Here is a 24,559-nt window from a genome sequence, read left to right as displayed (position 1 = left end):
CTCCCGACGTCGGTCCGACGAAGTTGGCCAGCTGGGCGATCCGCACCTCAGGCCGCGCGCTGCCCGGCGCCGGCCGCGGCGCGCACACCGCCGCGGGCGTCCAGGACGGCTCGGTAGTGGCCGACCAGGTCGTCGACCACGCTCGCCCAGGTGCGGCCCCCGACCGCGCCCCGGGCCAGCGAGCCGAGGCGTGCCCGCCCCGCGGGGTCGGCGACCAGCTGCCCCGTGGTGCGGCGCAGCGCGTGCGGGTCGCGGACGTCGTACAGCAGGCCGGTGCGGCCGTGGTCGACCAGGTCGAGCGGGCCGCCGGAGGCCGGGGCGACCACGGCGACACCGCTGGCCTGGGCCTCCTGGACGGTCTGGCAGAAGGTCTCGTCCTCGCCGGTGTGGACGAAGACGTCGAGCGAGGCGAAGGCCCGGGCCAGCTCGTGGCCGCCGAGCATCCCGGTGAAGACGGCGTGTGGCAGCCGCTGCTGCAGCCAGGCCCGCTCGGGGCCGTCGCCGACGACCACGAGCTGCGTCCCGGGGAGGTCGGCGAGCTCGACCAGGCGGCGGACCCGCTTCTCGGGGGCCAGCCGGCCGACGTACCCGACCACGGTGCGCTGCTCCCCTCCGGTCCAGGCGGCGCGCAGCTGCTCGTCGCGGTGCTCGCTGCCGAAGAGGTCCAGCGCGACGCCGCGGCGCCACAGGTGCAGGTCGCCGACGCCGAGGGCGGCGAGCTGCTGGCGGGAGGCCGTCGACGGGACGAGCGTGCGGTCGGCACGGCGGTGCAGGCTCGCGACCCAGCGGTCGATGGCGCGGTCGGCGCGCACGCCGTACTGGCGGGCGAAGCCGGCGACGTCGGTCTGGAAGACCGCGACGCTCGGCACGTCGAGCCGGCGCGCGACGCGCAGGCCGACCGCGCCGAGGAGGATCGGCGAGGCCAGGTGGACCACGTCGGGGCGGAACGCCTCGATGGCGTGGTGGACCTGCGGGTCCGGCAGGCCGAGCGGGAAGGCGCGGTAGCCGGGCAGCGCCATCGACCGCACCCGGACCACCTGCACCTGCCCGTACGACGTGGGGCCGGGGCCCGGCGCGACCACGATGACCTTGTGGCCGGTGGCGACGAGCCGGTCGACGACGTGCCGGACGGTGCCGGCCACCCCGTTCACCGACGGCAGGAAGGACTCGGTCACGATCGCGACGCGCATGACCCCCACGCTCGCGGCGCCCGGTGAACCGCCCGTGACCTCCGCGTGCGCGCCCGACGAACAGGTCCCGGCGGGCTCCCGGCATCCCACCTCCGGCCAGCCGTCGTCGAGACCGCGTGGCCCGACCGCGCGCCTCCGACCGAGCTGGAGGTCCTGCCCGGCGCCAGGTGCCGGACAGGACCTCCAGTCCGCGACGCCGGGCCCGCGTCAGTCCCGGCCGTACAGGTCTCGGGTGTAGACCTTGTCCTCGACGTCCTCGAGCTCGGGTGCCCGCCGGTTGGCGACGATGACGTCGCAGCGGGCCTTCAGCTCCTCGAGGTCCCGCACGATCTCGGCGCCGAAGAAGGCGCCGGCCTCCAGCGTCGGCTCGTGCACGAGCACCTCGACGCCGCGGGCGCGCAGCCGCTTCATGACCCCCTGCACCGAGGACATGCGGTAGTTGTCGGAGCCCTGCTTCATGACGAGCCGGTACACCCCGACCGTGGACGGACGCCGCCGCAGGACGTCCTCGGCGATGAAGTCCTTGCGCGTGGTGTTGGCGGCGACGATCGCGCTGATCAGGTTCTGCGGGACGTCGCAGTAGTTGGCCTGGAGCTGCCGGGTGTCCTTGGGCAGGCAGTAGCCGCCGTACCCGAAGCTCGGGTTGTTGTAGTGCGAGCCGATCCGGGGGTCCAGGCCCACGCCCTCGATGATCTGGGCGGTGGAGAGGCCGTGGCGGGCGGCGTAGGAGTCGAGCTCGTTGAAGTAGGCGACCCGCAGCGCGAGGTAGGTGTTGGAGAAGAGCTTGATCGCCTCGGCCTCGGCGGAGTCGGTCAGCAGCACCGGGACCGTCTTGTCGAGCGCCCCCTCGACCATGAGGTCGGCGAAGCGCTTGCCGTCCTCGCCGCGGTCGCCCACGACGATCCGCGAGGGGTGCAGGTTGTCGTGCAGCGCCCGGCCTTCGCGGAGGAACTCGGGGCTGAAGACGATGTGCGCACCGAGGTGCTCGGCGCGCATCCGGGCCGTGAACCCCACCGGGACGGTCGACTTGATCACGACGACAGCGGTCGGGTTCACCTCACGCGCCTCGCGGATCACCGACTCCACCGACGTGGTGTCGAAGTGGTGGGCCTCGGGGTCGTAGTCGGTGGGCGTGGCCACGACGACGTACGCCGCTCCCGCGACCGCGGCCGCCAGGTCGGTGGTCGCCCGCAGGTCCAGCTCCGCGTGCGCGAGGTGCTCGTCGAGGTCGGCGTCCTCGACGGGCGAGCGCCGGGCGGTGACCGCCTCGACCCGCGCCGGGTCGACGTCGACGGCCCAGACCTGGTGGTGCCGGGCGAGCACCACGGCGTTCGATATCCCGACGTACCCGAGGCCCACGACCGCGATCTTCACGGTCCCAGGCTCGGTCCGCGGGGCAGCAGGCAGGTGAACGCCGACCGACCACCTGCTGAGGAGGAGCGGGCTGGTCGACGACGCCCCCCGGCACGTCGACCAGCCCGCCGCGTGTCCCCGGCCGGCCAGGTGCGGATGGGAGTCCGCGGCTGACAGGTCGGCGGGGACTGCCGGCAAGGGCGGCGCGAGGGAGTGCGCGGCGACCCGGCTGCCGGCGGGTCATCCAGAACGTTTTCGCAAGAACCTGCGCACGTCGCTCGTCTCTGGACCGCGACGCACTCTTCCCGTTCCAACGAGCGACGCACGGGGCATCCCCAGCACGGTCGCCTCCGCCGGCCGTGGGGGGCCTCACGGCAGCGAGAGGCGCACCACCTTCCGCCAGGCGCTGGCCACCTGCTGCAGCAGCGGCCGGGCGTTGTAGGTGAGGCCGTAGCGGTCGAAGACCGCGCGCAGCTGCGGTGCGATCTCGGGGTAGCGCCGGCTGGGGAGGTCCGGGAAGCAGTGGTGCTCGATCTGGTGGCTGAGGTGCCCGGTCAGCACGTGCAGGAGCGTGGGTCCGGTGATGTTGGCCGAGCCGAGCATCTGCCGGACGTACCAGTCGCCGCGGGTCTCGGCCTCGTCGAGCTCGGGCTGCTCGAAGACCTCCACGCCCTCGGGGAAGTGGCCGCACATGATCACCGAGTGCGACCAGACGTTGCGGACCAGGACGGCGCTGGCGTTCGCGGCCAGCGTCGCGCGCCAGCCGCGGCCGCTGAGCAGGGGGTGGACGACGAAGTCCTTGGTGACCTGCTTGCGCAGCTTGTGCAGCAGCGCGAGGACCTCGTCGCGCTTCTCCGGCGGCAGCCTCTTGCCGGCCCTGAGGTGGGCGCCGAGCTCGAGGTCGTACATCGCGATGCCGTACTCGAAGACGCACGCGGTGACGGCGTTCCAGAACGGCTGCACGAGGTGGCGCGGCCGCCACTCCTGCGCCTCGTCGACGCGCAGGATGCCGTAGCCGAGGTCGTTGTCCTGGCCGAGGATGTTGGTGAACCGGTGGTGCACCTCGTTGTGCGCACGCTTCCACTGCTCCGGTGGCGAGGCGTGGTCCCAGTCCCAGGTCGAGGAGTGGATCTTCGGGTCGCGCATCCAGTCCCACTGCCCGTGCAGGACGTTGTGCCCGATCTCCATGTTGTCCAGGACCTTCGCGGTCGCCAGCGCGGTGGTCCCCACGACCCACGCCCACCGGCGCCGGCTCCCGGCCAGCAGGACCAGCCTTCCGCCGATCTCCAGGCTGCGCTGCACCACGATGACCCGCCGGATGTACGCCGCGTCGACCTCCCCGCGAGCAGCGAGGACGCCGTCGCGGATGGCGTCCAGCTCACGGCCGATCTGCTCGACCTGCTCGGCCGTGAGGTCCCCGGGACGGCTCCGGTCAGGGGCGGTGCGCTCGGAGGGGCGCTCGGAGGGGCGGTCGGAGGGGCGGTCGGCGTCGACGTGCGGCGACGGTCGCGTCTGCTGGGTCGTGGACATGGGCCACAGGTGCCCCGAACCGCGCGATCGAGCACTCCTCAGCCCGCGCGGTGTGCCCTCGGCTCCGCGCTCGACGTGCGAGACCGGCCGGGTCCTCCTGCGTGGTCACCGGCGCTCTGCCATGCTCCGGTCGTGACCTTCGAGACCGACTGCAGGCCCACCGTCGAGACCGCGCTCGCCCAGCACCTGGGCCACACCGGCGAGACGACCCGGCTCCCGTCCCCCGGCGGCGGCTCCGTCGCCTACCGCGTCGCCGGCCGCGGCGGCCGCTCCGCCGAGCTCACCGCCTCCCGCACCAAGCTCGAGGCGCGGCTCTCGCGCCCCGCCCGCACCGTGACGCTCGAGGGCGACTACGAGGACACCGACCTCCTGGCCCGCGACGCCGCCCGGCTCGCGCGGTTCGTCGACCGCTACCTGCGCGGCCAGGGCCGGTTGCAGCGCGAGCAGGGTGCCCTCGGCGTACGCCGCTCGCTGGTCGTCACCACCGCAGACGGCGAGTGGCGCGTCGGTCCCCGCAAGACGCAGGTGCCGTCGGCCTGACCGCTGGGCCTCAGGGACGCAGCAGCCGCACCGGCGCGAGCAGCGACGCCAGCTCGTCGTGCGTCGTGCCCGCCAGGTCGCGGGCCACGACCCCGTCGGGCACGATCTCGAAGGTGCCGAGGTCGGTGTAGACCCGCTCGATGCAGCCCACCCCGGTCAACGGGTAGGTGCACTCCGGGACGATCTTGGGCCGCCCCTGCTTGTCGAGCAGCGTCATCATCACCCAGACCGAGCGGGCCCCGATGGCGAGGTCCATCGCCCCGCCGACCGCCGGGATCGCGTCCGGGGCGCCGGTGTGCCAGTTGGCCAGGTCGCCGGTCTGCGAGACCTGGAAGGCCCCCAGGACACAGACGTCGAGGTGGCCGCCGCGCATCATGGCGAAGGACGCCGCGGAGTCGAAGTAGGAGCAGCCGGGCAGCTCGGTGACCGGGATCTTGCCGGCGTTGGTGAGGTCCGGGTCGACCTGGTCCTCGGCGGCCGCGGGGCCCATGTTGAGCATGCCGTTCTCGGTGTGCAGCACGACCCCGGAGCCCTCGGGCAGGTGGTCGGCGACCAGCGTGGGCTGGCCGATCCCGAGGTTCACGAACGCGCCGTCGGGATGGGCCGTGGCGATGTCGCGGGCGATGGCCGCGGCGATCTGGTGCTTGTCGCGGCTCATGCGACCTCCTCCGTCCTCGTCGCCGCCACCGAGTCCGCGGGGACGACCCGGTCGACGAAGATCGCCGGGGTCACGATGCTCTCCGGGTCCAGCTCCCCGACCTCGACCACTCGGTCGACCTGCACCGCCACGGTGCTGGCGGCGGTGCACATGACCGGCCCGAAGTTGCGGGCCGTCCTGCGGTAGACGAGGTTGCCGAGCCGGTCGGCGACATGGGCCTTGACCAGCGCGAGGTCGGCGCGGATGGGCATCTCCAGGACGTAGGTGCGCCCGTCGATCTCGCGGACCTCCTTGCCCTCGGCCAGCGGGGTGCCGACGCCCGTCGGGGAGTAGAACGCCCCGATGCCGGCGCCCGCGGCGCGCATCCGCTCGGCGAGGTTGCCCTGCGGCACGACCTCCAGCTCGATCTCCCCGGCGCGGTAGAGCCCGTCGAAGACCCACGAGTCGACCTGCCGCGGGAAGGAGCACACCACCTTGCGCACCCGGCCCGCGGCCAGGAGCGCGGCCAGGCCGGTGTCGCCGTTGCCGGCGTTGTTGGACACGATCGTGAGGTCCTTCGCCCCCTGGCGGATCAGCGCGTCGATGAGCTCGACCGGCATGCCGGCCATGCCGAAGCCACCGACCATCACGGTCGAGCCGTCGGCGGTGCCGGCCACCGCGTCGTCGTACGACGTCAGCACGCGCGCGCTCACGAACGGACCCCGCTGGTGACGTTCTCCAGCACCACGGCCAGACCTTGCCCGACACCGATGCAGATGGCGGCCACGCCCCACCGCTCGCCGGAGTCGGCGAGCCGCTGGGCGAGGGTGGCCAGCACCCGGGCCCCGGAGGCCCCCAGCGGGTGGCCGATCGCGATCGCACCGCCGCGGGCGTTGACGATCGCGTGGTCGACGCCCCAGGCGTCGACGCAGGCCAGCGACTGCACGGCGAAGGCCTCGTTGAGCTCGACCGCGGCGACGTCGGACCACCCGATGCCGGCGCGGGCGAGGGCAGCGTTGGCGGCTTCGACCGGGGCGTACCCGAAGTCCTGCGGGTCCAGGGCGTGCGCGCCGCGACCGGCGATGCGGGCCACGGGGTCGCGACCGAGGAGTGCGGCCGCGGACTCGGAGCCCAGGAGCACCGCGGCGGCGCCGTCGTTGAGCGGGCTGGCGTTGCCGGCGGTGATGGTGCCGCCCTGGTCGGCAGGGCGGAACGACGGCTTCAGACCGGCCAGCTTGTCGGGCGTGGAGCCGTCGCGGATGGACTCGTCGCGGGCCAGCTCCGCGCCGAGCACCGGGACGACGAGGTCGTCGTAGAAGCCGTCGGCCCAGGCCTGCGCGGCGAGCACGTGGGACCGCGCGGCGAACTCGTCCTGCCGCTCCCGGGAGATCGAGAAGCGCTGGGCGAGCTGCTCGTTGGCCTCGCCGAGGGAGACGGTCCACTCCGCCGGCATCCGGTCGTTGACCAGCCGCCAGCCCAGGGTCGTGGAGACCGCCGTGGTGTTGCCGGCCGGGAAGGCGCGGTCGGGCTTGGGCAGCACCCAGGGTGCGCGGGTCATGGACTCGACGCCACCCGCGACCACGACCTCGGCGTCGCCGGTCTCGATCGTGCGCGAGCCCTGCATCGCGGCGTCCAGGGAGGAGCCGCAGAGCCGGTTGACCGTCGTGGCGGGCACGGAGGTGGGCAGGCCCGCGAGCAGCACGGCCATCCGGCCGACGTTGCGGTTGTCCTCGCCGGCCTGGTTGGCGCAGCCCCACACGACGTCGTCGACCCGGGCAGGGTCGAGGTCGGGAGCCTTGCCCAGCACGCCGGACAGCGCGGTCGCCGCGAGGTCGTCGGGCCGGACACCGGCCAGGGCGCCGCCGAAGCGGCCGAAGGGGGTGCGGACGCCGGCGTAGAGGAAGGAGGAGGCCATGTCGTCACGCTAGGCCGGTCGCTCGATCATCTCCAATACTCATTCGCACCTCATTGATAAGGCTGGGGCATCATGGTCGAGTGGAGATCCGGTTGCTGCGCTCCTTCGTCGTGCTCGCGGAGGAGCGGCACTTCGGGCGCGCCGCCGCGCGGCTGCTCGTCGCCCAGCCGGCGCTGTCGCAGCAGCTGAAGGCGCTCGAGCGCGAGGTCGGCGCGCGGCTGCTCGACCGCTCCACGCGACGCGTCGACCTGACCGACGCGGGGCGGTTGCTGCTCCAGCGGGCGCGGGAGGTGCTCACTGCGGCCGACCGCGCCGAGGCGGACCTGGCGCTGCTCGTGGCCGGCCGCGCGGGGCGGGTGCGCCTGGGGTTCGTCGGCACGGCGACGTACGACGTGCTGCCGCGGGTCGCGCGTCGCGTGCGCGAGGAGCTGCCCGACCTCGAGCTGGAGCTGCGCGGGGAGCTGCTCGGACCCGAGCTGCTCGACGCGCTGCGCGCCGGTGACCTCGACCTGGCCGTTCTGCGGCCGGGACCGGTGCTCCCGGACGACCTGGTGGTGCACGAGCTGCGGCGCGAGCCCCTGGTGGCGGTGCTGCCCGCTGCGCACCCGGCGGCCGGTGCGGCGTCGGTCGCCCTCACCGACCTGGCCGGCGAGACGCTGGTGACCCACCCGTCCGGGGCGCGCTCGACCCTGCAGCCGCGGGTGCTGGAGGCGTGCCGGGCGGCGGGCTTCGACCCGGCGGTGCTGGAGGTCGGCGAGACGGGCACGCTGGTCGTCTTCGTCGCGGCGGGTCTCGGCGTCGGCCTGGTGCCGGCCTCGGTGCGGGCGCTGCGGCTCGACGGCGTCGCCTACGTCCCGCTCGCGGGGGACCCCGTGACCGTCCCGCTCGCCCTGGCGCACCGGCCGGACCCCTCGCCGGCGGTGGCGCGGGTCGCTGCCCTGGTCGCGGGGGTCGCAGGGGTCGCGCCGTGACCGGGCGCGAAGCGCTATCATCGAGCCAGCATTGATATCACCTGGAGGACCGATGGCCGCCATCACTGTCCGCAACCTGCCCGACGAGACCCACCGTGCCCTCAAGGCACGCGCCGCGGCCCACGGGCGCAGCACCGAGGCGGAGGTGCGCGCCATCCTCACGGCAGCCGTCGACTCCCCCGACCGGGTCCGCCTCGGCTCGGCGCTGGCCGCCATCGGAGCCGCGGTCGGCGGCCTCGAGCTGGACCGCGATCTCGAGCCGGCGCCCGAGCCCCTCGACCTGTCGTGATCGTCCTGGACACCAACGTCCTCTCCGAGCCGCTCCGACCGCGTCCGGACCCGCGCGTGATCGCGTGGCTGGACGCGCAGGTGCCCGAGACGCTGCACGTCACGACCATCACCCTGGCCGAGCTCCGCTACGGCATCGCCAACCTCCCTGCGGGAGCTCGACGCACGACCCTGGCGTCCGCGCTCGAGGAGCAGGTGCTGCCGCTCCTCGCGGGTCGCATCCTCGACTTCGACGTACCGTCGGCATCGGCGTACGCCGAGGTCCGGAGCACCGCTCGGCAGCGTGGTGAGTCGATCGCCCTCGCGGACGCGCTCATCGCCGCGGTCGCCCGCCGTCACGACTTCGCCATTGCCACCCGGGACACCCGGCCGTTCCTCGCCGCAGGACTGTCGGTCGTCGACCCGTTCGCGGGCTGAGTCAGGCCTCGCCCAGCTCCGCCAGCACCCAGGGCTCGGCGGGCTGCCGTCGAGACGTCCTCGAGGGTCATCGGGTTGGCCGGAAGGGACGCAGCAGGGGCGACGCGCGGCCGGTCACGACCTGCTCGGCCAGCAGCCGCCCGGTGAGCGGTCCGTGGACGACTCCCCACATGCCGTGCCCGGTGGCGACGTGGACCCCGGGGGTGCGCGTGGGACCGATCAGCGGCAGCCCGTCGGTGGTGCACGGCCGGGAGCCGACCCACTCGTCCTGCCGGTCGTCGAGGTCCACCTCCGGCAGCAGGGGACGCACCGCGGCGACGATCGCCTCGATCCGCCGGGGGTCCAACGGCGCGCCGTGGGGACGGAACTCCATCATCCCGGCGATGCGCAGCCGCGGCGTGACGGGGAGCGGGCGCCACTTCTCGTCGCGCTCGGTCACCCACGGGTCGTGGAGCGGGGTGCAGGCGATCCGCTCGACCGGGAAGTACACCGGTCCGGACGGCACCTCCGCGCCGGTGACGCTGAAGGAGTAGCCACGGCCCGCCTGCACCGGTCGGCGCACCCCGTGATCGCGGAGCAGGTCGCCCGAACCTGCGCCGCCGCAGAGGACGACGGCGTCGACGTGCCGGTCCTCGCCGGTGGCCGTGACGACTCGCAGGCCAGCCACGTCGCGGCGTACGCCGGTGACCGTGCTGCCCTCGCGGACGACCCCGCCGGCCTCCTCCACCGCCGCGCGCAGCGAGGCGACGAACAGGGGTGGGTGCAGGTAGCGCTGCCCTCGCAGGGCGACCGCGGCTGCGACGCCCGCCCCCAACGCCGGCTCGGCGGCGTGCACCTGGGGACCGGTGAGGTAGTCGAAGTGCACCCTTTGACCGTGCTCCTCGAGCTCCTGCAGCTCCCGCACCAGGGCCAGGGCCTCCTGCGTGGAGCCGAAGCACGCCAGGAAGGGCTGCGCGTCGCGGGTGCGGGGCATGGCCTGCGCGTCGGAGAGCTCGTCGAAGGCGGCGATCGCCCGCTGGTTCAGCGGCGCGAGCGCGGCCATGGCCCGCCGGGCGGCGGGAGCCGTGCAGTGCCGGGCGAAGCCGAGCAGGAAGCGCCACGTGGCCGGGTCGGCCGTCGGCGGCAGATAGACCGGCGACGCAGGGTCGAGCAGTGCCCGCAGACCGAACCGCAGCACGTGCGGGTCGGGCAGGGGTCGCGCGAGGGCCGGCGTCAGCCACCCGGCGTTGCCCCACGACGCGCCCTCCCCGATCCGGCCCTGCTCGAGGACGACCACCTCGACGTCGTACCTCTGGAGGTGCCAGGCGACGCTGAGGCCGACGATGCCGCCGCCGACCACGGCGACGCGCTGCGGCGTACGTCGTGCGGGAGTGCTGGGCGAGCGGGGGTGGGTCGTCATGGGACACGTCCTGGGTCGAGCCGGGGCGCGCGACGGCGCGGGGCGGGAGCGGTCCACGCCGAGGGCGCAGCGGCGCCGCTCACGGGGATCGCGAGAGAGAGGGGAGAGGACGGCAGTCGCTGCCGCGGTCAGCGCGCGGGCGGGGCGCGGTCGACGCTGCGCCGCAGGACGTCCACGCCCCGCACGCCCCGCGCTTCCTCACTGAGGAGGATCGCCAGCAGGGCGGCGCCGCTCGGCACGAGCGAGGGCCATGCCGTCGCGCACACCGAGGGGGTCGTCATGGGCGGACCGTAGCACTGGCCGTCCGGGCTGCCCGCGGGCCCGGTCAGGGCCCGGGGGTGAAGCACAGGGGGAAGGACAGCGCGCCGGTGTTGCCGGAGACCGGGAGCCACTCCCCCGGGCCGTCGGGCGCGGCATCCGGCATGGCACGGGCCAGGGTCGGGAGCGCCACCGCCATGTCGACGCGCGCGACCATGTGGCCCAGGCAGTGGTGGACGCCCTTGCCGAAGCCCAGGTGCGGCGCCCGGTCACGGGCAGCGGTGATGTCGACGTCAGGATCGGGCATGGCCCGCGGGTCGGTGCCGGCGGCGTGCGAGAGCACCTGCAGGATCGCGCCCGCCGGGAAGTGCACACCGCGGAACGTCAGGTCCTCGGTCGCCTCGCGAGTCACCCAGGTGACCGTCGGGTTGACCCGCATGACCTCCTCGACGGCCGCCTCGCCCAGGTCAGGACGCTCGGACAGCAACCGCCACTGGTCCGGGTGGCGCAGCAGCGTCTGGACGGCCAGGCCGATCTGGTTGCGCGTCGTCTCCATCCCGGCGAAGGCCAGGAACACCAGGCCGACGACCAGCTCGTCGCGGGTCAGGCGGCCGTCCCCCGCGTGGGCCTGCACCAGGGTGGAGACGAGGTCCTCGCGAGGGTGTGCGAGGCGGTCCTCGACCGCCGCCTCGACGTAGCCGGTCAGGCCTTCCAGCGCCGCCTCGATCAACGGGAGGTCCCGGGCGACGGCGATGCCGAAGGAACGGCCCAGGTCGTCGGCCCAGTGCGCCACCTGCCGCCACTCGCCCTCGGGCAGGCCCAGCAGCAGGCAGAGGATGCGAGCGGCGTACGGCTCGGCGAACTCCTCGATCAGCTCGACCCGGCCGCGCTGGGCGAACCCTTCGACCAGCTCGTCGGCGATCCGCTGGAACTGCGGTCGCATGCGCAGGATGCTCTGTCGCTTGAACGCCGGCATCAGCAGGCGGCGCAGTCGCGCGTGGTCGTCGCCGTCGAGGCTCAGCAGCACCCGCTGCCACCACTCGAGGAACCGACCGCCCGTCACGCCGTTCTGCTCCGGCCAGCGTGCGTTGCCCTGCCGGAAACGGCGGTCGGTCAGCAGCTCGTTGGCCTCCTCGTAGCGCAGCACCGCGAAGCCGTACGACGTCGGCGCCAGCCAGTCGGCCTCGCGGGCCGCGTGCACCTGCGCGGAGGTGGTGTCGAAGGCCGGGTCTGCCAGGTCGAGGAAGGGGGCGGTGGGCACCTGGGACGGCATCGGGGGCTCCTCGGGATCGACATCAGGACCGTAATGACGGATGATCCTGACGGTACGGACCCCGCACGTCAGGAGTCAAGGTGCTTTTCGGTCATGACACAGCCGTGGCCCTGCAGGGTGCGGCCGCGCTGGTGAACACAGCCCCCGCCCCTTCAGGCGCGAGCGGTGGGCGGACCCGCGAGGGGCTGGCGGACCTCGCGGCACTGCTCGACTTCGTGCAGGCCTGGTCGTGGAGCGGCGCCCCACCGACGACCCTGGGCGAGCTCCAGGCTGTGCGGGACCTGCGACCTCGGCTACGCCGCTGGTGGAGTGCCGACGAGCAGACCGTCGCCGCCGACGTCAACACGGTCTTCGAGCACGCCGGCGCCTCGCCCCGCGTCGTCCGGCACGGGGACTACGGGTGGCACGTCCACGCCCTTCCCGACGACGCCCCGCTGGACCAGCGGATGGCCGTGGAGGCCGCCGTCGCGGTCGTGGACCTGCTGCGCGCGGGTGACCTGGCCCGGCTCAAGGTCTGCCGGGCGAGCGGGTGCGACCACGTGCTGGTCGACCTGACGCGCAACCGTTCACGCCACTTCTGCGGCTCCGGGTGTGCCGACCGGACCCACGCCGCCGCCTACCGCGCTCGGCAGGCGGGCGACGCGGGCTGACCCGGAGTCCGTCGTCCCGCGCGCCGCTCCAGTCATCGAGGCCGAGGCTTCGCGGACCCTGGACGAGATGCGGTCGATGGTGCGGGCGCTGCGCACCGACGGCGGCGTCGAGTACGCGCCGCAACCCGGCCTCACCGACGTCGCAGCCCTGGCGCGCACCGGTGCGAGCCCACGGGTCGAGGTCGCTGTCGACCCCGTGCTGCCTCCACTGTCGCCGCAGGTGGAGACCGCGCTCTACCGCATCGCCCAGGAGTCCCTCACCAACGCGCTCCGGCACGCGCGGGGGGACGACCCGGGTCGGCATCGACGTACGCCGGGAGGGCGGGACCGTCAGGCTCCGGGTCCGCGACGACGGCCGGATCGAGCACGGCTCGCCGCCGCAGCCGGGCTTCGGACTGGTGGGCATGGCCGAACGGGTCGAGTTGCTCGGCGGGTCCTTCGCCGCGGGCCCCGAGCCGACGCGCGGCTGGGAGGTCGACGGGAGTGCGGGTGACGCGACTGGTGCGATGCACACACTCCAGTCGCACTGGGTCCCGGACGCACCAAGCCCCTGACCTGCGTCTCCGCAGGTCAGGGGCTTGTCCGAAGCCGCCTGTCGGAATCGAACCGACGACCTGCTCGTGCCGAGTGGATGTGGCTCTCGAGACGCCATCTGACGGGCGCCCCCGAGGCACACCCGCCTCGTGCGACGGCGGACTACGGGAGCTTGGACGCGAGGACGTCGGCAGGCAGGATCTCGGGTGCTGCGCCGAGCAGGTGCTGATGGGCCATCAGGGCTTCGACGATGGCGCCGTTGGCGTGCGCGTCGCGAGCGGCCTCGTCGGGGAATGCATCGAAGATCCAGAAGGTGTCGGCGTGGGTCCTGGCCGCGAACCAGACGATCGTCCCCACTTCCTCGTTGGCGAGTGCGACAGCGCCGGCGAGCAGATCGGCGAGCGCGTCGTGCTGGCCATCGGCGGCGACGATCTTGGCGACGAAGGCGTACGGGAGTGATGCGGGCGTGGACATGAGGGGTTCTCCTTGACATCGGGATCCATCGGTGGGGCGAGTTCAGCGTAGGACGGAAGAGGGGAGTTGAGGAGTGGCGTATACGGCAGTATTGCTACGATTCGCGCCATGCGTATCGGGCTGATCGCGATCGACGGCTGCTTCGGTTCGGCGGTCGCGTCGGTCATCGACATCCTGCGGGTGGCCGACGGGGCCCGCGGCGATGTCGACCCGCGGATCGACCCGATCGAACTCGCCATCCTCGGACCGAAACGGCGCGTGACGACGACAGCATCGATGGCCCTGTCGGTGGACCACCCGCTGTCGGAGTCCGGGGAGTTCGACGTGGTCGTCGTCCCCGCGCTCGGAACCCTCACCGCCGCCGCGACCGACGACGCCCTCCGGAGCCGGGATGCTCGTTCGGTCATCGCCTCACTCGCGCGCCTCGACGACGCGACCACCCAGATCGCCGCGGCGTGCACCGGCGTGTTCGCCGTCGCCGAGACCGGACGGATGCACCAGCGGCGCGCGACGACCAGCTGGTTCCTGGGGCCGGAGTTCCGGAAGCGATATCCGACCGTCGCGCTCGATCTCGACACCATGGTCGTGGTCGACGGAAACCTCGTCACCGCCGGCGCCGCCTTCGCCCACATCGACCTCGCACTCTCACTCGTGCGATCGATCAGCCCCGACCTGGCGCGACATGTCGCCAAGCTCCTCATCATCGACGAGCGCCCGTCGCAGGCGGCCTTCATCGCCTACGAACATCTCCGGCACGAGGACCCGATCGTCGTCGAGTTCGAACGCTTCGTGCGCGCCCGCCTGGACGAACCGTTCAACGTCGCGTCGGTAGCGCAGTCGCTCGGGACCAGTCGGCGCACCCTCGAGCGACGAGTCCGTGCGGCGCTCAACCTCACTCCGCTCGGCTTCGTCCAACGGCTTCGCATCGAACGAGCGCGGCACCTCTCGGCGACCACGGACCTCACCTCCGCCGAGATCGCGCTCCGTGTCGGCTACGCGAACGCCGAGACTCTGCGCTCCCTCCTGCGCAGGGAGCGACGCCGTCCCTGACCTGTCGCCATGCTCGTACCCGGTGGCCCGGCATTTCAGTTGCAACCGCCGTTCAGCAGGTCGCGTCGATGCTCCTGCGTCGCGCCCTTCAAGTCCCGCTCGGGAAGCTCGCGCGACAGGAGGATTCGACGTGCCCCGGCGTCCCGGGCGGCCGAGGTCGGGTGGGTGGGATCATGGTGCGTTCTCGTCGGTGGAGTGCGTGTGGACTTCCACCCGTCGTCGGTTCGATCCCGTGAGATGACGAAGGCCCCTGACCTGCGTTCCCGCAGGTCAGGGGCCCTTCTCGGAGCCGCCTGTCGGAATCGAACCGACGACCTATTCCTCTCGGACGCCACCCCAGCGGACTTGACCGGTGTCGACGAAAGATGCGCCGTGTCCAAGCCCTACTTTCAAGGGACCTGAAGCGCCCCAGGTTCTCTGCCTGCCTTGGCGGCTGGCCCACCAGCCGACTTCACCGGACCCGGCACGAGACATCGATCCCGGCCGGGCCCCAGCCCGCGCCCGCGCGGTGATGGCAACTCGAGACGGAAAGCCGATGTCCGATCACGACGCGGTTCTCCTTCACGTCTGCTGATCGGCCCAGCCAACCGAATCTGTCTTGGCGAGCGGCGCCCCGCGCCTTCGTTGCGGTGGGAAACCTTCACTTCCGCCATCGTTGTCGGAGTAGGGCTTTACAGTCAGCGTTCGGGCAACGCGCCTACTTCGCAGGAACGACACACGGAGGACCCATGCCAGCAGCGCCCGACGCAACTGCCTGTGCCGAGCGACTCTTGGCCCTTGCCGGAGACGTCCGGTTCGCTGACCGCTCTGACGACCTGCGGTCGCTGGCCGAAGACCTCAACCGAGAGGAAAGCGACACGTGGGTCGCAGTCGACTTGTTCGCCGCCTTCCCAATGGATTCGACAGTTCGGCTGGAGCACCACAACTGGACTGAGCGTGCGCTGGGGATGCTCACCGGTGTGGCCGTCTTCCTGCCCGTCGGATGGACGTGGTGGTCCTTCCGCGAGGCCTCCAGTGCTTACCAGGAAATGCTCGACGCTGGGCAGGTGGAAGACGGGACGACGTTCCTGGAGTTGTGGGCCACGGGTTTCGAGAACACTCTCAGCCACTGGCATCAACTCGTCCCGATGGCCCTGATCTCGACGCTGCTGATCATCGGAGCTATCGCCGCACTGGTGGCGCATCGCGTTGCTGCCGGCGTCAACGTCCGACGGGAGGATGATGCAAGGCGAGCGGCCCAGACGGAGCTGGTCTCGGCGCTCACCGGCGCGTCCATCGTCCTGAATGCCAAGCGGGCTGACCATCCGCAGCGCATCGAGGAGGTGCTCCAGCGCTCGGTAGACAAGCTCGCGTCGGCCCATCGCGCCGTGAGGAAGACGCTCGTCGAGGTGGACAAGGCGACTCGTGAGGCGACCGAGGGTTTGTCAACTGTGTCGGAGAACCTCCGCGAGGCAGCGGGCGAGGTGTCCGAACTCGTGGTGACGGCAACCCGCGCCTCGGAGGCGACTGCCGTTGCAGCAGACCAGACCCGTCAGGCCAGTGTGGAGGGAACTGCTGCCATCACCACCGTGGTGCAGCAGAGCCTCGAGGGTCTCAGCGACGTCAACGAGCGCGCGGTCGCAGCCGTGACCGACTCGGTGGAGCAGGGACACGCAAGCGTGACGGCCGCCTTCCGCGAAGGCGTCACCACCATTAGTGACGCCACCCGAGAGTCCGCCACCGTCATCGCCGCCAGCGTCTCCTCCGCGGAGGCCGGCTTCCGGGACTCAACGTCGCTTGCGATCCGCAGCGCCGCCGATGACTTGCAGTCGGTGATCGGCACCATGGGCTCCAGCGCGACCAAGACCAGCGATGCCGCCGTGACTCTCGCCTCCGAGGTGCACAAGATCGGTGAGTACCAGCTGCGCGGCCAACAGGAGCTCGCCGACGTGGCCGCACAGATCACCGCTGCGATCGAGCAGCTCGAGCTTGCGTTGACCCGGCAAGAAGGTGCTTTGCAGGGCCAGGTCTCCGAACTGTCGGCCGCCCGCGATGCCGCGGAGCGGATGCTGCGTCGCCTTTCGATGGGCGCGGAGCCCGTGGGCGGCCGCTGACATGGCGTCCGGAGCCAGCCGACGCGCGCGTCATTTCAGCGTCGAATCGATCGCGGGCTGGGTGTTCGCTGACCTCCTCCTGGTCCTGTTCATCGTCGGGCTCGGCTCCGCGATCGCCTACACGCCCCCCGAACCCCCCGAGCCGCCTCCCCCGCCACCCAAAGTCGCACCCATCGTGGGCATGAAGACCGACCCCGTCTCGATCACCGTGAACGTGAAGCCGGGACCAGCGAGTACCGGTCGAGTAGCGGGCGCTGAGGCGCGTGCTGTCTGCCAGGCCATCACGTCCAGGCTGGGTCCCGTGAGGGGAGAGCGCGCCGCGCTGGTGCTGGTCTTCGGCGGCGGTTCGGACGTGGCGGTCGGACAGAACGTAGCCCGGTCCGTCATCAGCCAGCTGGGCTGCGCCTCGCGCTCGACGTTCGGTTCGCGCGTGCCCTCGAGGGCCTTCTGGGATGGCGCCCTGCCTCTCGGGCAGGCGCGACTGGAGGTCTTCATCTTCTTGACTCAGAAGAGCTCGTCGTGAAGTTCTTCCAGAGACTCCTGGCCAAGCTACGTGGCCCTCGACGCGCCCGCCCGGCGCCAGCTACGTTGCCGCCCGTTGCGGCATCACCCAGCGCCATCGCGGCAACGACGACCGATGAAGCGATCCACATGGCCAGGGCCGTTCGGTCGCCAGATGCGAGAGAAGCTGAGCTCGATCGGTGGCTGGAGTTCGCGGCCACTCCTGATGTGGAAGAGTCTCCTGCTCCCGATGTGGCAGCCGAGTCACTACCGGCGAACGAGCAGCACCCGGGGCCGTCCACGCCGCCGTCTCTGGCGCCTGTCGAGACCCCCATCGAGGAAGGCGCTACCAACCTCGAATCCGCCGAACAGGCCACTGCGGAAGAGGCGGCCACCTCACCAGCACCAGTCCCCGAGCCCGTCCTCGAGGAGGTACGGGTCCTGTTGATCGACGCGGCCACGCTGAACGAGTCGCCCATCGACACCGAGAGGTTCGCCAAGAAACCCCGAAATGCCCCCCGGCGGACTGAATACCCTTCTCCGCTCCCTGCTCCGGTTCTGGAGGACATGTTGGAGCGCTTCGATATGGCCGCCGATCCAGTGACCGACGCTCTCACCGGCGAACCGGTCACGGTTGCCCTGCCACAGAGGCACGACGCGACCCACTACTCCCTCATCGATCTCTCCGCTGAGTCCAAAGGACGGGATCGGGTCATGACCCTCGGCGACGTGCTGAGAGGAGCGCCCGACCCTCTCGACGTACTGGATCGTCTCGAGTGCGCCCGCTTGGTCGCACGAACGATCCACGCACTCCACGCAGCTGATCTCGTTACGTCGGGCATCTCTCCCTCGTCCTTCGGCGTGTCCCTGGACGGGCGACCGAAACTCTGGCTTCTCGAACCGCACCTACTCCGTCCTATCGGTGGTGAGGTGCTCGACGGCTCGCTGCCGGTTCGAGGCGCCGACGAGGACCGTCACGAGTTGGCCGGGCTCATTGCGGAACTCCTCGACCTACGCGGCCACGCGAGCACCGCAGGCACCGTCCCGATTGTGCCCGGACTCAACCGGCACCAGGCCGGCCGAGTCGAGACGCTTCTTCGGCGCGCCGCCTCACCGGGGCGTCGCCCGTCGGCTGGGCACTGGTTGGAGGCACTCGCCGCATGATCCGGCTGAATGAGCTCTATCCCGGCGACTGGGTCACAGGTCTGATCGGCGAGCCGATCGAGGTCGTACGCGTTCAATGGGAACTGGACGACGCGGTGCTCCTGACGTTCCGCACTCGCCGCGGAGACGTGCAAGAGAGCCTGGTCTTCGCCGATCAGGAAGACAAGCTGAATCGGGTGACAGAAGGCGGCGCCACCAGCCGCATCGAAGTCAGGACCTGGAAGATCGCAGCCGAGGCCCTGCGCTTGCAGCACGCAGCCTTGATCGATCCGATGCTGGCGGTGTCGTCCTCGACCCTGCAACCGCTTCCCCATCAGATCAACGCGGTCTACGGCGAGTTCTTGCCGAGACGTCCGCTCAGGTACTTGCTCGCCGACGACCCGGGCGCCGGCAAGACCATCATGTGCGGCTTGTACGTCAAGGAACTGATGCTGCGAGGCGACCTGACCCGCTGCCTCATCGTGGCACCGAGCGGTCTGGTTGATCAGTGGGCCAACGAGCTGTACGAGAAGTTCGGGTTGGTCTTCACGGTCCTGACCCGTGACCTCGTGGCCACCTGCGTCGGATCGGTCTTCAGCGAGTACCCGTTACTGATCGCCCGGATGGACGTCTTGGCAAACAACGACGAACTCGCTCGAGAACTCCAAGAACACGAGTGGGACCTGGTGGTCGTCGACGAGGCCCACCGGATGAGCGCAACCGGGACACAGCCAGACAGCTCCCGCACGAACCGCTACCGGCTCGGCGAGCTCCTCGCGGAGGTAGCCAGGAACTTCCTCCTGCTCACCGCCACCCCGCACTCAGGGGACCCCGAACGGTTCCAGGCTTTCCTCGCGCTACTGGACCGCGACCGCTTCGGTAGTCACCGAGTCCAAGATGCCGCACGCCCCGGCACCGACCTGATGCGGCGGATGCTCAAAGAAGACCTGCTGACTATGGAGGGAAGGCACCTGTTCACCGAGCGCCGCTCTCAGACGATCTCCTATGAGCTGAGCGCGCTCGAGGCTCGTCTCTACGAGGAGGTGAGTGAGTACGTCAGCGTGGAGATGAACCGGGCCGAGGCGGTGCTGCGGGGACAGACCCGCCGCACCGTCGGTTTTGCGCTGATGGTGCTGCAGAGGCGTCTGGCATCGAGCCCGGAGGCCATTCTGCGTAGCCTCCAACGTCGCCGGGAGCGGTTGCGGGGACGCCGCGAGGAACTGGCGTCCGGCGCGCTGGGTCCCCAAGGCAACGTCCCGGAGACCAAGCCCGACGACGCTGATGTCGCCACGGCGGAGGAAAACGAACACAGCCCTGTGCTCGACGCCGCGACGGCAGCCGCGACCCTGGCAGAGCTCGACACCGAGATCGCGACGCTGGGGCGACTGATCGATCTCGCGGCGGAGGTCCGCGCATCCGAGGCGGACCAGAAGTGGCTGCAGCTCAGGTCGATCTTGAGCTCAGAGCATGCTGTTCGTCCCGATGGCTCGCGCCGGAAGTTCATCGTGTTCACCGAACATCGGGACACGCTCAGGTACCTTCGCGCGCGGATCGACGAACTGGGGCGGCCCGGCACCGTTCTCGAGATCCATGGTGGTCTGGATCGTCAGACGCGTCTGCGTGCGCAGGCCCAGTTCGTGTCCGATCCGCTCGCGGACATCCTCCTCGCGACGGATGCCGCGGGAGAAGGTCTCAACCTCCAGGTCGCCAACCTGATGGTCAATTACGACCTGCCGTGGAACCCGAACCGCCTGGAGCAGCGCTTCGGGCGCATCCACCGGATCGGACAGGCTGAGGTCTGCTACCTGTGGAATCTGGTGGCAGCGAACACGCGCGAGGGCGACGTGTACCTGCGCCTGTTGAGCAAGATGGAGGAGCAGTCCCTGGCTCTTCAGGGCAAAGTGTTCGACGTCCTGGGCGAAGCTTTCGGCGACACACCCCTCGAGGGGCTCCTCAAGGAAGCCATCCAGTACGGCGACGATCCATCGGTTCGGGACCGGCTCTCCCGGGTCGTCGACGAGAAGGTCGCGAAGGACATCCCGGAGTTGCTGGCGAAGCGCGCCGAGTACAAGGACGTACTGGAACGGGTCGATCTCGCCTCAGCCCAACGTCGGGCCGAGGAGGGACGCAGACACGCTCTCCAGCCGCACTTCTCGGGTCCCTGGTTCATTTCCGGCCTGGAAGCGCTCGGAGGCAAGGTCCGCTCCGCGGGATCTGGCCTGCACGATGTCCGTTTCGTCCCAGCGGCCGTGAAGGACGTCTCGAGAGAGGCCGGGGGGGCACTCAGCAACGCCTACTCAGCGGTGAGCCTCGGCAGGCACGGTGGAGATGCCACAGCTACGGCAACCGTCGGGCCGGGCCACCGGCTTTTCGACGCCACCGCACTTGCGGTGACACGGCACTACGAGAAGGAGATGCTCGAGGTCGCCGTGCTCGTCGATCCCTGGTCTTCCTCGTCACGACCTCGGGTGCTGACGATGGCCAGCTGCGAGGTGAACGACGGATCCGCCACCCCGGTATCACTGGCACGACGATTCGACTTCGTCGAGATCGACGAGCAGGGTCACCACGACGCAGGACCCGCCTATCTGGACTATCGGGCCCCCGACGAATCAGAACTTCCCGCTGTCGAGAAGGTCGTGTCAGATCTCGGGGGTGATTCGCGGATCCTGGAATGGGCCAAGACATGGACCATGGGTCAAGCCCGAAAGATTCGCTCCGATGTCGAGCAGAGCCACGGCACCGCCATGATGCGCAAGCGCGAAGAGATCGAGGCATCGTTGTCTCAGGAGATCGCCTACTGGGAGGGGATCGCCTCGGGTCGCAGCCGCCCTACGGTGAAACCAGAGACGGCACAGCGGCGCGCTGAGCAGGCCCAGGACAGACTCGAATTGCGTCGCGAGCGTTTTCCGGCCGAGTCCAGTGTCGTCCTCAAGCCCCCCCAGCTCCACGGTGTCGCGCTGGTCGTGCCGGCGCACCTGCTCGGCAGCCCCGCGCTCCAGGACATTCGCCATCTGTCGGACACATTGGAGCGGGTCCGGCTTGCGGGACTGGAGGCTGACCTGGCCCCAGACCACAGCCAGCTGTTGCGCGTGTCCCTGCCGGGCACCGGGCGGCAGTGGTGGCTGCCACTCGAAGAGACTCACCAGGACGCCGTCCACATCCGTCGTACCGATGTGGCGTCCGCCCTCAACCTCGAGGAAGAGTTCCGCGTCCTCCTCCGAGCCGCGACCGGAGAGCTGCGTGTCAGCCGGCTCCGACTCAGCGGGTTGCGGTGGGACGACCTGCAGCAGCACGCGTTCTCCTGGTCATGGGCCGCGTTGTGGCGTGCTGGTGAGGATCTGCCATGACGACGATGGCCCCATCGGTCTCGGTCGATCTCGAGCAGGCACGTGGGATCGCCGATGGCCTGCAGGCCTGGGCGGAGCGGACCTCGCGCGCCATTGAAACGATCAACGCCTATCTCGCGTCGGCGTCTCGTTCGGTCCGTTCTCGCCACGAACGGGACGCAATAGTTGTCAATGACCGGAAAGGGGTGCTCAGTTCGACCATCTTCTTCCCCCGCGCAGAGTCTGCTGAGTTCGACGAAGCGCGCGCGCTCGGCGCGGTCGTCCTCGAGATGGCGGGCCTGGTCGACAGTGCGAAGGAACTCCAGGCCGAGCTCGTCCGGACGTCCGAAGACCTGCGCACGAGCGGACGCGACGTCGGTCCAGCAATCAACCGCGCGCTCGTGCTCCGCAACTGGGTCCGTCGAAGTGGCCTCGAAGAGGCCATTCAACGCACCGTGGCCAGGATCGCGGACTCCCCTGCGCCCGGGCCGCGAGCCGCAGCCGGCCTCGCCTTTGCCTGGGGTGCGCCCCTGCCGACTGTTGCCGATGAGCTGCTCCCGGGGCACGACATCGCCGCACTCCATGACGTCCTGGAACTCGGAACCGATCACGAGCGAGTCCGGGAAGAGCTGACGAGGGCAGTCACCAGCGGCTACGCCGAACTACTCGATCGACGGATCGACTCCAAGCTCCGGGCGCTCTCACTCGACGTGTTACGGCAGGCTGCTGGAGACAGCGTGCGCCTGGCTCCGCTCCAGAGCCGTGGCTACGAGAACGTGCTGCATGTCTGGGAGGGCCGCAAGGAGATCGGACACGTCCCGGGTGTCGGGCCCGATTCCGCCCGTGCGATCCGTTTGGCCGCCTCCGGCCTCCGCGAGGCGATCCAGAGCCAGGAGAGTCGCCGCCTGATCCGGATCGACTTCGATCCCGACGACCCTGTCCTGACCCGACTGCTTGCCGACCTGTTGGCATTGCTGGACCTCGACGAGCGCATGGGTCCGGCCAAGGACTTCATCCAGCGAACTGCTGGGGAGTTGTCGTCGCTACCGCGAACTCGATCTCACGGTGATGCACTGGTGCTGCACCGCACCAGTCCACGTCGGGGCGCAGACGTCGCTCGCTATCTCGGCGGGACAGCGGACGACGCGCGCGCGTTGGGGTTGTCGCAGCGACATGCCGAATCGGCCCGGCGCGACATCGACGTCTGGGATGAGTTCAAGCGCCGAAGCGCACAGATCTACGGCCTCCTCGGGGAACTCGTCGGCGTCTCAGCAGATCTGGACGCTGTCCAAGGCCACCTCTCCTCGGCCATCGCAGAGCAGGTGAATGCCCAGCCTTTGAACGACGAGATGCTGCGCGTCTCGCTGCGTGGGTACCAGGCGTTCGGTGCCAAGTTCGCTCTCGTGCAGCGCAAGACCCTGCTCGGGGACGAGATGGGGCTGGGCAAGACGATCCAGGCGCTTGCCGTGATGGCGCATCTGGCTGCGAGCGGCTCGCGACACTTCTTGGTGGTGTGTCCCAACGGCGTCCTCATCAACTGGCTGCGAGAAGTCCACCGACACACGCACCTGACCGGCTTCCGGATCCACGGTGCAGACCGGGACGCCAACCTCAGACAGTGGCGCGCTCGCGGAGGAATCGCCGTCACCACCTACGGCACGATGCCCAACCTCCACATCCCGGCAGACATCGACATCGCTCTGTTCGTCGCAGACGAGGCTCACCAGCTCAAGAATCCCGCGACCCAGCGCTCGCAGGTGGCCAGCAGCTACATCGACCGCAGCACGCGGACCCTGCTCCTGACCGGGACGCCCATCGAGAACGTCGTCGCCGAGTTCCGCAACCTCGTTAGCTACTTGCAGCCGCAGGTGGCCCGCGAGCTGGACACCGTGGAGGCACTGATCGGCGCCGAATCGTTCCGCGAGCGCGTTTCCCCTGTCTATCTGCGTCGCCGTTCCGACGACGTCCTCAGCGAGCTACCCGATCTCGTCGAAGCGCCGGACTGGATCCCCTTCACGGACACGGAGTGGGAGGCGTACCTCGACGAGGTCGACGGAGGCCACTTCATGACGATGAGACGGGTCGCCTTCGTCAGCGACAGCCCGGAGCAGTCGTCGAAGACCAGCCGCGTCATCGAGCTCGCCACCGAGGCCATGGCCAACGGCAAGAAGGTCCTGGTCTTTTCCTACTTCCTCGACGTCCTCGAGCGACTGGAGCGTCAGCTGGGCGAACACGCCGTCGGGACGATCAGCGGCAGCCGGACGCCTGAGGCGCGCCAGGCACTCGCAGAGCGCTTGGAACAGAGCTCGACGCCGAAGGTCTTGCTGGCCCAGATCGCGGCTGGAGGCCAGGGTATGAATCTGCAGGCAGCTTCTGTGGTGATTCTCTGCGAGCCGCAGGTGAAGCCGTCACTCGAGGACCAAGCGGTCAAGCGCGCCCACCGCATGGGGCAAGTCGACAAGGTCGTGGTCCATCGCGTCCTGACCCCGGACAGCGTCGACGAGCGGCTCCTCGAGATCCTGGCAACCAAACGCTCTCTCATCACCGAGTACGTCGACGTCAGCGACCTGGCCGAGGCCGCCCCCGAGGCCAAGGACATCAGTGACCGCGAGCTGGCCCGCCTTGCTGTGTCGGCAGAGCAGGAGCGCTTGCGCGCCGAGCTGCTCGCACGCCGAGAATCCGGGAAGGCGAAGTCTGCTTCAGAACCGCTCGATCCGTCCGACGAACCCACGGCAGCAGCCCCCGAGGACGACCGTGCGGGGAGCGACGCGCCAGCCTCCGACATGAAGCCGACAATGCCTCAGCTTCGCCGGGCGTCTGGCGCTCCCGCGGTGTCGGTTGATGAGCCGACCCGAACGTCGAGATGGGAGCCGATGCAGTGGGGGACAAGCATCTGTGGGTCGTGCGACCGTCCCATCGATCAGCTGGGTCACTGTGGCTGTTCCTAAGGGCTACCGTCCCACTTGGGAAGGACCATGAGAGTCCCCGAGCATCGCGCTAGCGACAGCGGCCAT

Annotated in this window: 21 protein-coding genes; 11 read left to right on the top strand and 10 right to left on the bottom strand. The window is 70.5% G+C overall.

Going from position 1 to position 24,559, the window contains the following annotated elements; translation table 11 throughout:
- Positions 1–47: 47 nt before the first annotated feature.
- The 3 genes from ACYVID_RS07640 to ACYVID_RS07630 all read right to left on the bottom strand — a co-directional run bounded on the left by ACYVID_RS07640 (position 48) and on the right by ACYVID_RS07630 (position 4,073).
- Positions 48–1,190, bottom strand: coding sequence for a glycosyltransferase family 4 protein (locus tag ACYVID_RS07640; RefSeq protein WP_460735992.1), 1,143 nt, complete (start codon positions 1,188–1,190; stop codon positions 48–50).
- A 207-nt stretch (positions 1,191–1,397) separates the two neighbouring features.
- Positions 1,398–2,564, bottom strand: coding sequence for a nucleotide sugar dehydrogenase (locus tag ACYVID_RS07635; RefSeq protein ID WP_460735990.1), 1,167 nt, complete (start codon positions 2,562–2,564; stop codon positions 1,398–1,400).
- A gap of 348 nt (positions 2,565–2,912) precedes the next feature.
- A complete protein-coding gene (locus tag ACYVID_RS07630; RefSeq protein ID WP_300639635.1) occupies positions 2,913–4,073 on the bottom strand; it encodes a fatty acid desaturase family protein in 1,161 nt (386 codons plus the stop codon).
- A gap of 132 nt (positions 4,074–4,205) precedes the next feature.
- Here ACYVID_RS07630 and ACYVID_RS07625 point away from each other — a divergent pair, with 132 nt between their 5' ends.
- Positions 4,206–4,613 carry a hypothetical protein gene (locus ACYVID_RS07625; RefSeq protein WP_300639638.1) on the top strand — a complete coding sequence of 136 codons (408 nt, stop codon included), beginning with the start codon at positions 4,206–4,208 and terminating at the stop codon, positions 4,611–4,613.
- A 10-nt stretch (positions 4,614–4,623) separates the two neighbouring features.
- On the opposite strand, the gene ACYVID_RS07620 is transcribed toward ACYVID_RS07625, so the two are convergent.
- Genes ACYVID_RS07620 through ACYVID_RS07610 form a run of 3 tightly spaced genes read right to left on the bottom strand, consistent with a single transcriptional unit; the run spans position 4,624 to position 7,165 of the window.
- Positions 4,624–5,271 (bottom strand): 3-oxoacid CoA-transferase subunit B, encoded by a 648-nt coding sequence (locus ACYVID_RS07620; RefSeq protein ID WP_460735988.1) that lies wholly within the window; start codon positions 5,269–5,271, stop codon positions 4,624–4,626.
- Positions 5,268–5,963, bottom strand: coding sequence for a 3-oxoacid CoA-transferase subunit A (locus ACYVID_RS07615; protein WP_460735986.1), 696 nt, complete (start codon positions 5,961–5,963; stop codon positions 5,268–5,270). Before ACYVID_RS07615 ends, ACYVID_RS07620 begins: the two co-directional genes overlap by 4 nt.
- On the bottom strand, positions 5,960–7,165 hold the full coding sequence (locus tag ACYVID_RS07610; RefSeq protein ID WP_460735984.1) for a thiolase family protein: 1,206 nt from the start codon (positions 7,163–7,165) through the stop codon (positions 5,960–5,962). The genes ACYVID_RS07615 and ACYVID_RS07610 overlap by 4 nt, the downstream gene beginning before the upstream one ends.
- 80 nt (positions 7,166–7,245) lie before the next feature.
- Here ACYVID_RS07610 and ACYVID_RS07605 point away from each other — a divergent pair, with 80 nt between their 5' ends.
- The 3 genes from ACYVID_RS07605 to ACYVID_RS07595 are packed head-to-tail and all read left to right on the top strand — an operon-like array spanning position 7,246 to position 8,841.
- Positions 7,246–8,136: a LysR substrate-binding domain-containing protein gene (locus ACYVID_RS07605; RefSeq protein WP_460735982.1), complete on the top strand. Its 891-nt coding sequence runs from the start codon at positions 7,246–7,248 to the stop codon at positions 8,134–8,136.
- Positions 8,137–8,188: 52 nt separating this feature from the next.
- Positions 8,189–8,425 carry a FitA-like ribbon-helix-helix domain-containing protein gene (locus ACYVID_RS07600; RefSeq protein WP_300639653.1) on the top strand — a complete coding sequence of 79 codons (237 nt, stop codon included), beginning with the start codon at positions 8,189–8,191 and terminating at the stop codon, positions 8,423–8,425.
- Complete coding sequence (locus ACYVID_RS07595; RefSeq protein ID WP_460735980.1) at positions 8,422–8,841, top strand: PIN domain-containing protein; 420 nt, start codon at positions 8,422–8,424, stop codon at positions 8,839–8,841. Before ACYVID_RS07600 ends, ACYVID_RS07595 begins: the two co-directional genes overlap by 4 nt.
- Before the next feature lie 67 nt (positions 8,842–8,908).
- Here the strand turns inward: ACYVID_RS07595 and ACYVID_RS07590 are convergent, their stop codons facing one another.
- The 3 genes from ACYVID_RS07590 to ACYVID_RS07580 form a co-directional block, all read right to left on the bottom strand.
- A complete protein-coding gene (locus ACYVID_RS07590; RefSeq protein ID WP_460735978.1) occupies positions 8,909–10,240 on the bottom strand; it encodes an NAD(P)/FAD-dependent oxidoreductase in 1,332 nt (443 codons plus the stop codon).
- Between the two features lie 128 nt (positions 10,241–10,368).
- Complete coding sequence (locus tag ACYVID_RS07585; protein ID WP_300639661.1) at positions 10,369–10,521, bottom strand: hypothetical protein; 153 nt, start codon at positions 10,519–10,521, stop codon at positions 10,369–10,371.
- Between the two features lie 44 nt (positions 10,522–10,565).
- The gene (locus ACYVID_RS07580) at positions 10,566–11,771 is read right to left on the bottom strand and encodes a cytochrome P450 (protein ID WP_460735975.1); all 1,206 of its coding nucleotides are present in this window, start codon (positions 11,769–11,771) and stop codon (positions 10,566–10,568) included.
- A gap of 104 nt (positions 11,772–11,875) precedes the next feature.
- On the opposite strand from ACYVID_RS07580, the gene ACYVID_RS07575 reads away from it, so the two are divergent.
- Positions 11,876–12,421, top strand: coding sequence for a CGNR zinc finger domain-containing protein (locus tag ACYVID_RS07575; RefSeq protein WP_460735973.1), 546 nt, complete (start codon positions 11,876–11,878; stop codon positions 12,419–12,421).
- Positions 12,422–13,117: 696 nt separating this feature from the next.
- Here ACYVID_RS07575 and ACYVID_RS07570 read toward each other — a convergent pair.
- Positions 13,118–13,429, bottom strand: a complete 312-nt coding sequence (locus tag ACYVID_RS07570) for a putative quinol monooxygenase (RefSeq protein ID WP_460735971.1) — start codon at positions 13,427–13,429, stop codon at positions 13,118–13,120.
- 66 nt (positions 13,430–13,495) lie between these two features.
- On the opposite strand from ACYVID_RS07570, the gene ACYVID_RS07565 reads away from it, so the two are divergent.
- From ACYVID_RS07565 to ACYVID_RS07540, 6 genes are all read left to right on the top strand, one after another.
- The gene (locus tag ACYVID_RS07565) at positions 13,496–14,479 is read left to right on the top strand and encodes a GlxA family transcriptional regulator (RefSeq protein WP_460735969.1); all 984 of its coding nucleotides are present in this window, start codon (positions 13,496–13,498) and stop codon (positions 14,477–14,479) included.
- Between the two features lie 728 nt (positions 14,480–15,207).
- On the top strand, positions 15,208–16,572 hold the full coding sequence (locus ACYVID_RS07560) for a hypothetical protein (RefSeq protein ID WP_460735967.1): 1,365 nt from the start codon (positions 15,208–15,210) through the stop codon (positions 16,570–16,572).
- Between the two features lies 1 nt (position 16,573).
- Positions 16,574–17,095, top strand: coding sequence for a hypothetical protein (locus tag ACYVID_RS07555; protein WP_460735965.1), 522 nt, complete (start codon positions 16,574–16,576; stop codon positions 17,093–17,095).
- Positions 17,092–18,237 (top strand): hypothetical protein, encoded by a 1,146-nt coding sequence (locus ACYVID_RS07550; protein WP_460735963.1) that lies wholly within the window; start codon positions 17,092–17,094, stop codon positions 18,235–18,237. The genes ACYVID_RS07555 and ACYVID_RS07550 overlap by 4 nt, the downstream gene beginning before the upstream one ends.
- On the top strand, positions 18,234–21,566 hold the full coding sequence (locus tag ACYVID_RS07545) for a DEAD/DEAH box helicase (protein ID WP_460735961.1): 3,333 nt from the start codon (positions 18,234–18,236) through the stop codon (positions 21,564–21,566). The genes ACYVID_RS07550 and ACYVID_RS07545 overlap by 4 nt, the downstream gene beginning before the upstream one ends.
- On the top strand, positions 21,563–24,493 hold the full coding sequence (locus ACYVID_RS07540; RefSeq protein ID WP_460735959.1) for a DEAD/DEAH box helicase: 2,931 nt from the start codon (positions 21,563–21,565) through the stop codon (positions 24,491–24,493). Before ACYVID_RS07545 ends, ACYVID_RS07540 begins: the two co-directional genes overlap by 4 nt.
- Positions 24,494–24,559: the final 66 nt, after the last annotated feature.

It is taken from the genome of Nocardioides ginkgobilobae, assembly GCF_054781275.1.
This window is presented reverse-complemented; position numbering and strand designations above follow the sequence as displayed.

Bases quoted from the DNA above. Each gene is read 5' to 3' on its own strand.
- ACYVID_RS07640 (WP_460735992.1), bottom strand. From the start codon at position 1,190: ATGCGCGTCGCGATCGTGACCGAGTCCTTCCTGCCGTCGGTGAACGGG.
- ACYVID_RS07630 (WP_300639635.1), bottom strand. From the start codon at position 4,073: ATGTCCACGACCCAGCAGACGCGACCGTCGCCGCACGTCGACGCCGAC.
- ACYVID_RS07620 (WP_460735988.1), bottom strand. From the start codon at position 5,271: ATGAGCCGCGACAAGCACCAGATCGCCGCGGCCATCGCCCGCGACATC.
- ACYVID_RS07610 (WP_460735984.1), bottom strand. From the start codon at position 7,165: ATGGCCTCCTCCTTCCTCTACGCCGGCGTCCGCACCCCCTTCGGCCGC.
- ACYVID_RS07600 (WP_300639653.1), top strand. From the start codon at position 8,189: ATGGCCGCCATCACTGTCCGCAACCTGCCCGACGAGACCCACCGTGCC.
- ACYVID_RS07590 (WP_460735978.1), bottom strand. From the start codon at position 10,240: ATGACGACCCACCCCCGCTCGCCCAGCACTCCCGCACGACGTACGCCG.
- ACYVID_RS07585 (WP_300639661.1), bottom strand. From the start codon at position 10,521: ATGACGACCCCCTCGGTGTGCGCGACGGCATGGCCCTCGCTCGTGCCG.
- ACYVID_RS07580 (WP_460735975.1), bottom strand. From the start codon at position 11,771: ATGCCGTCCCAGGTGCCCACCGCCCCCTTCCTCGACCTGGCAGACCCG.
- ACYVID_RS07570 (WP_460735971.1), bottom strand. From the start codon at position 13,429: ATGTCCACGCCCGCATCACTCCCGTACGCCTTCGTCGCCAAGATCGTC.
- ACYVID_RS07560 (WP_460735967.1), top strand. From the start codon at position 15,208: ATGCCAGCAGCGCCCGACGCAACTGCCTGTGCCGAGCGACTCTTGGCC.
- ACYVID_RS07555 (WP_460735965.1), top strand. From the start codon at position 16,574: ATGGCGTCCGGAGCCAGCCGACGCGCGCGTCATTTCAGCGTCGAATCG.
- ACYVID_RS07545 (WP_460735961.1), top strand. From the start codon at position 18,234: ATGATCCGGCTGAATGAGCTCTATCCCGGCGACTGGGTCACAGGTCTG.
- ACYVID_RS07540 (WP_460735959.1), top strand. From the start codon at position 21,563: ATGACGACGATGGCCCCATCGGTCTCGGTCGATCTCGAGCAGGCACGT.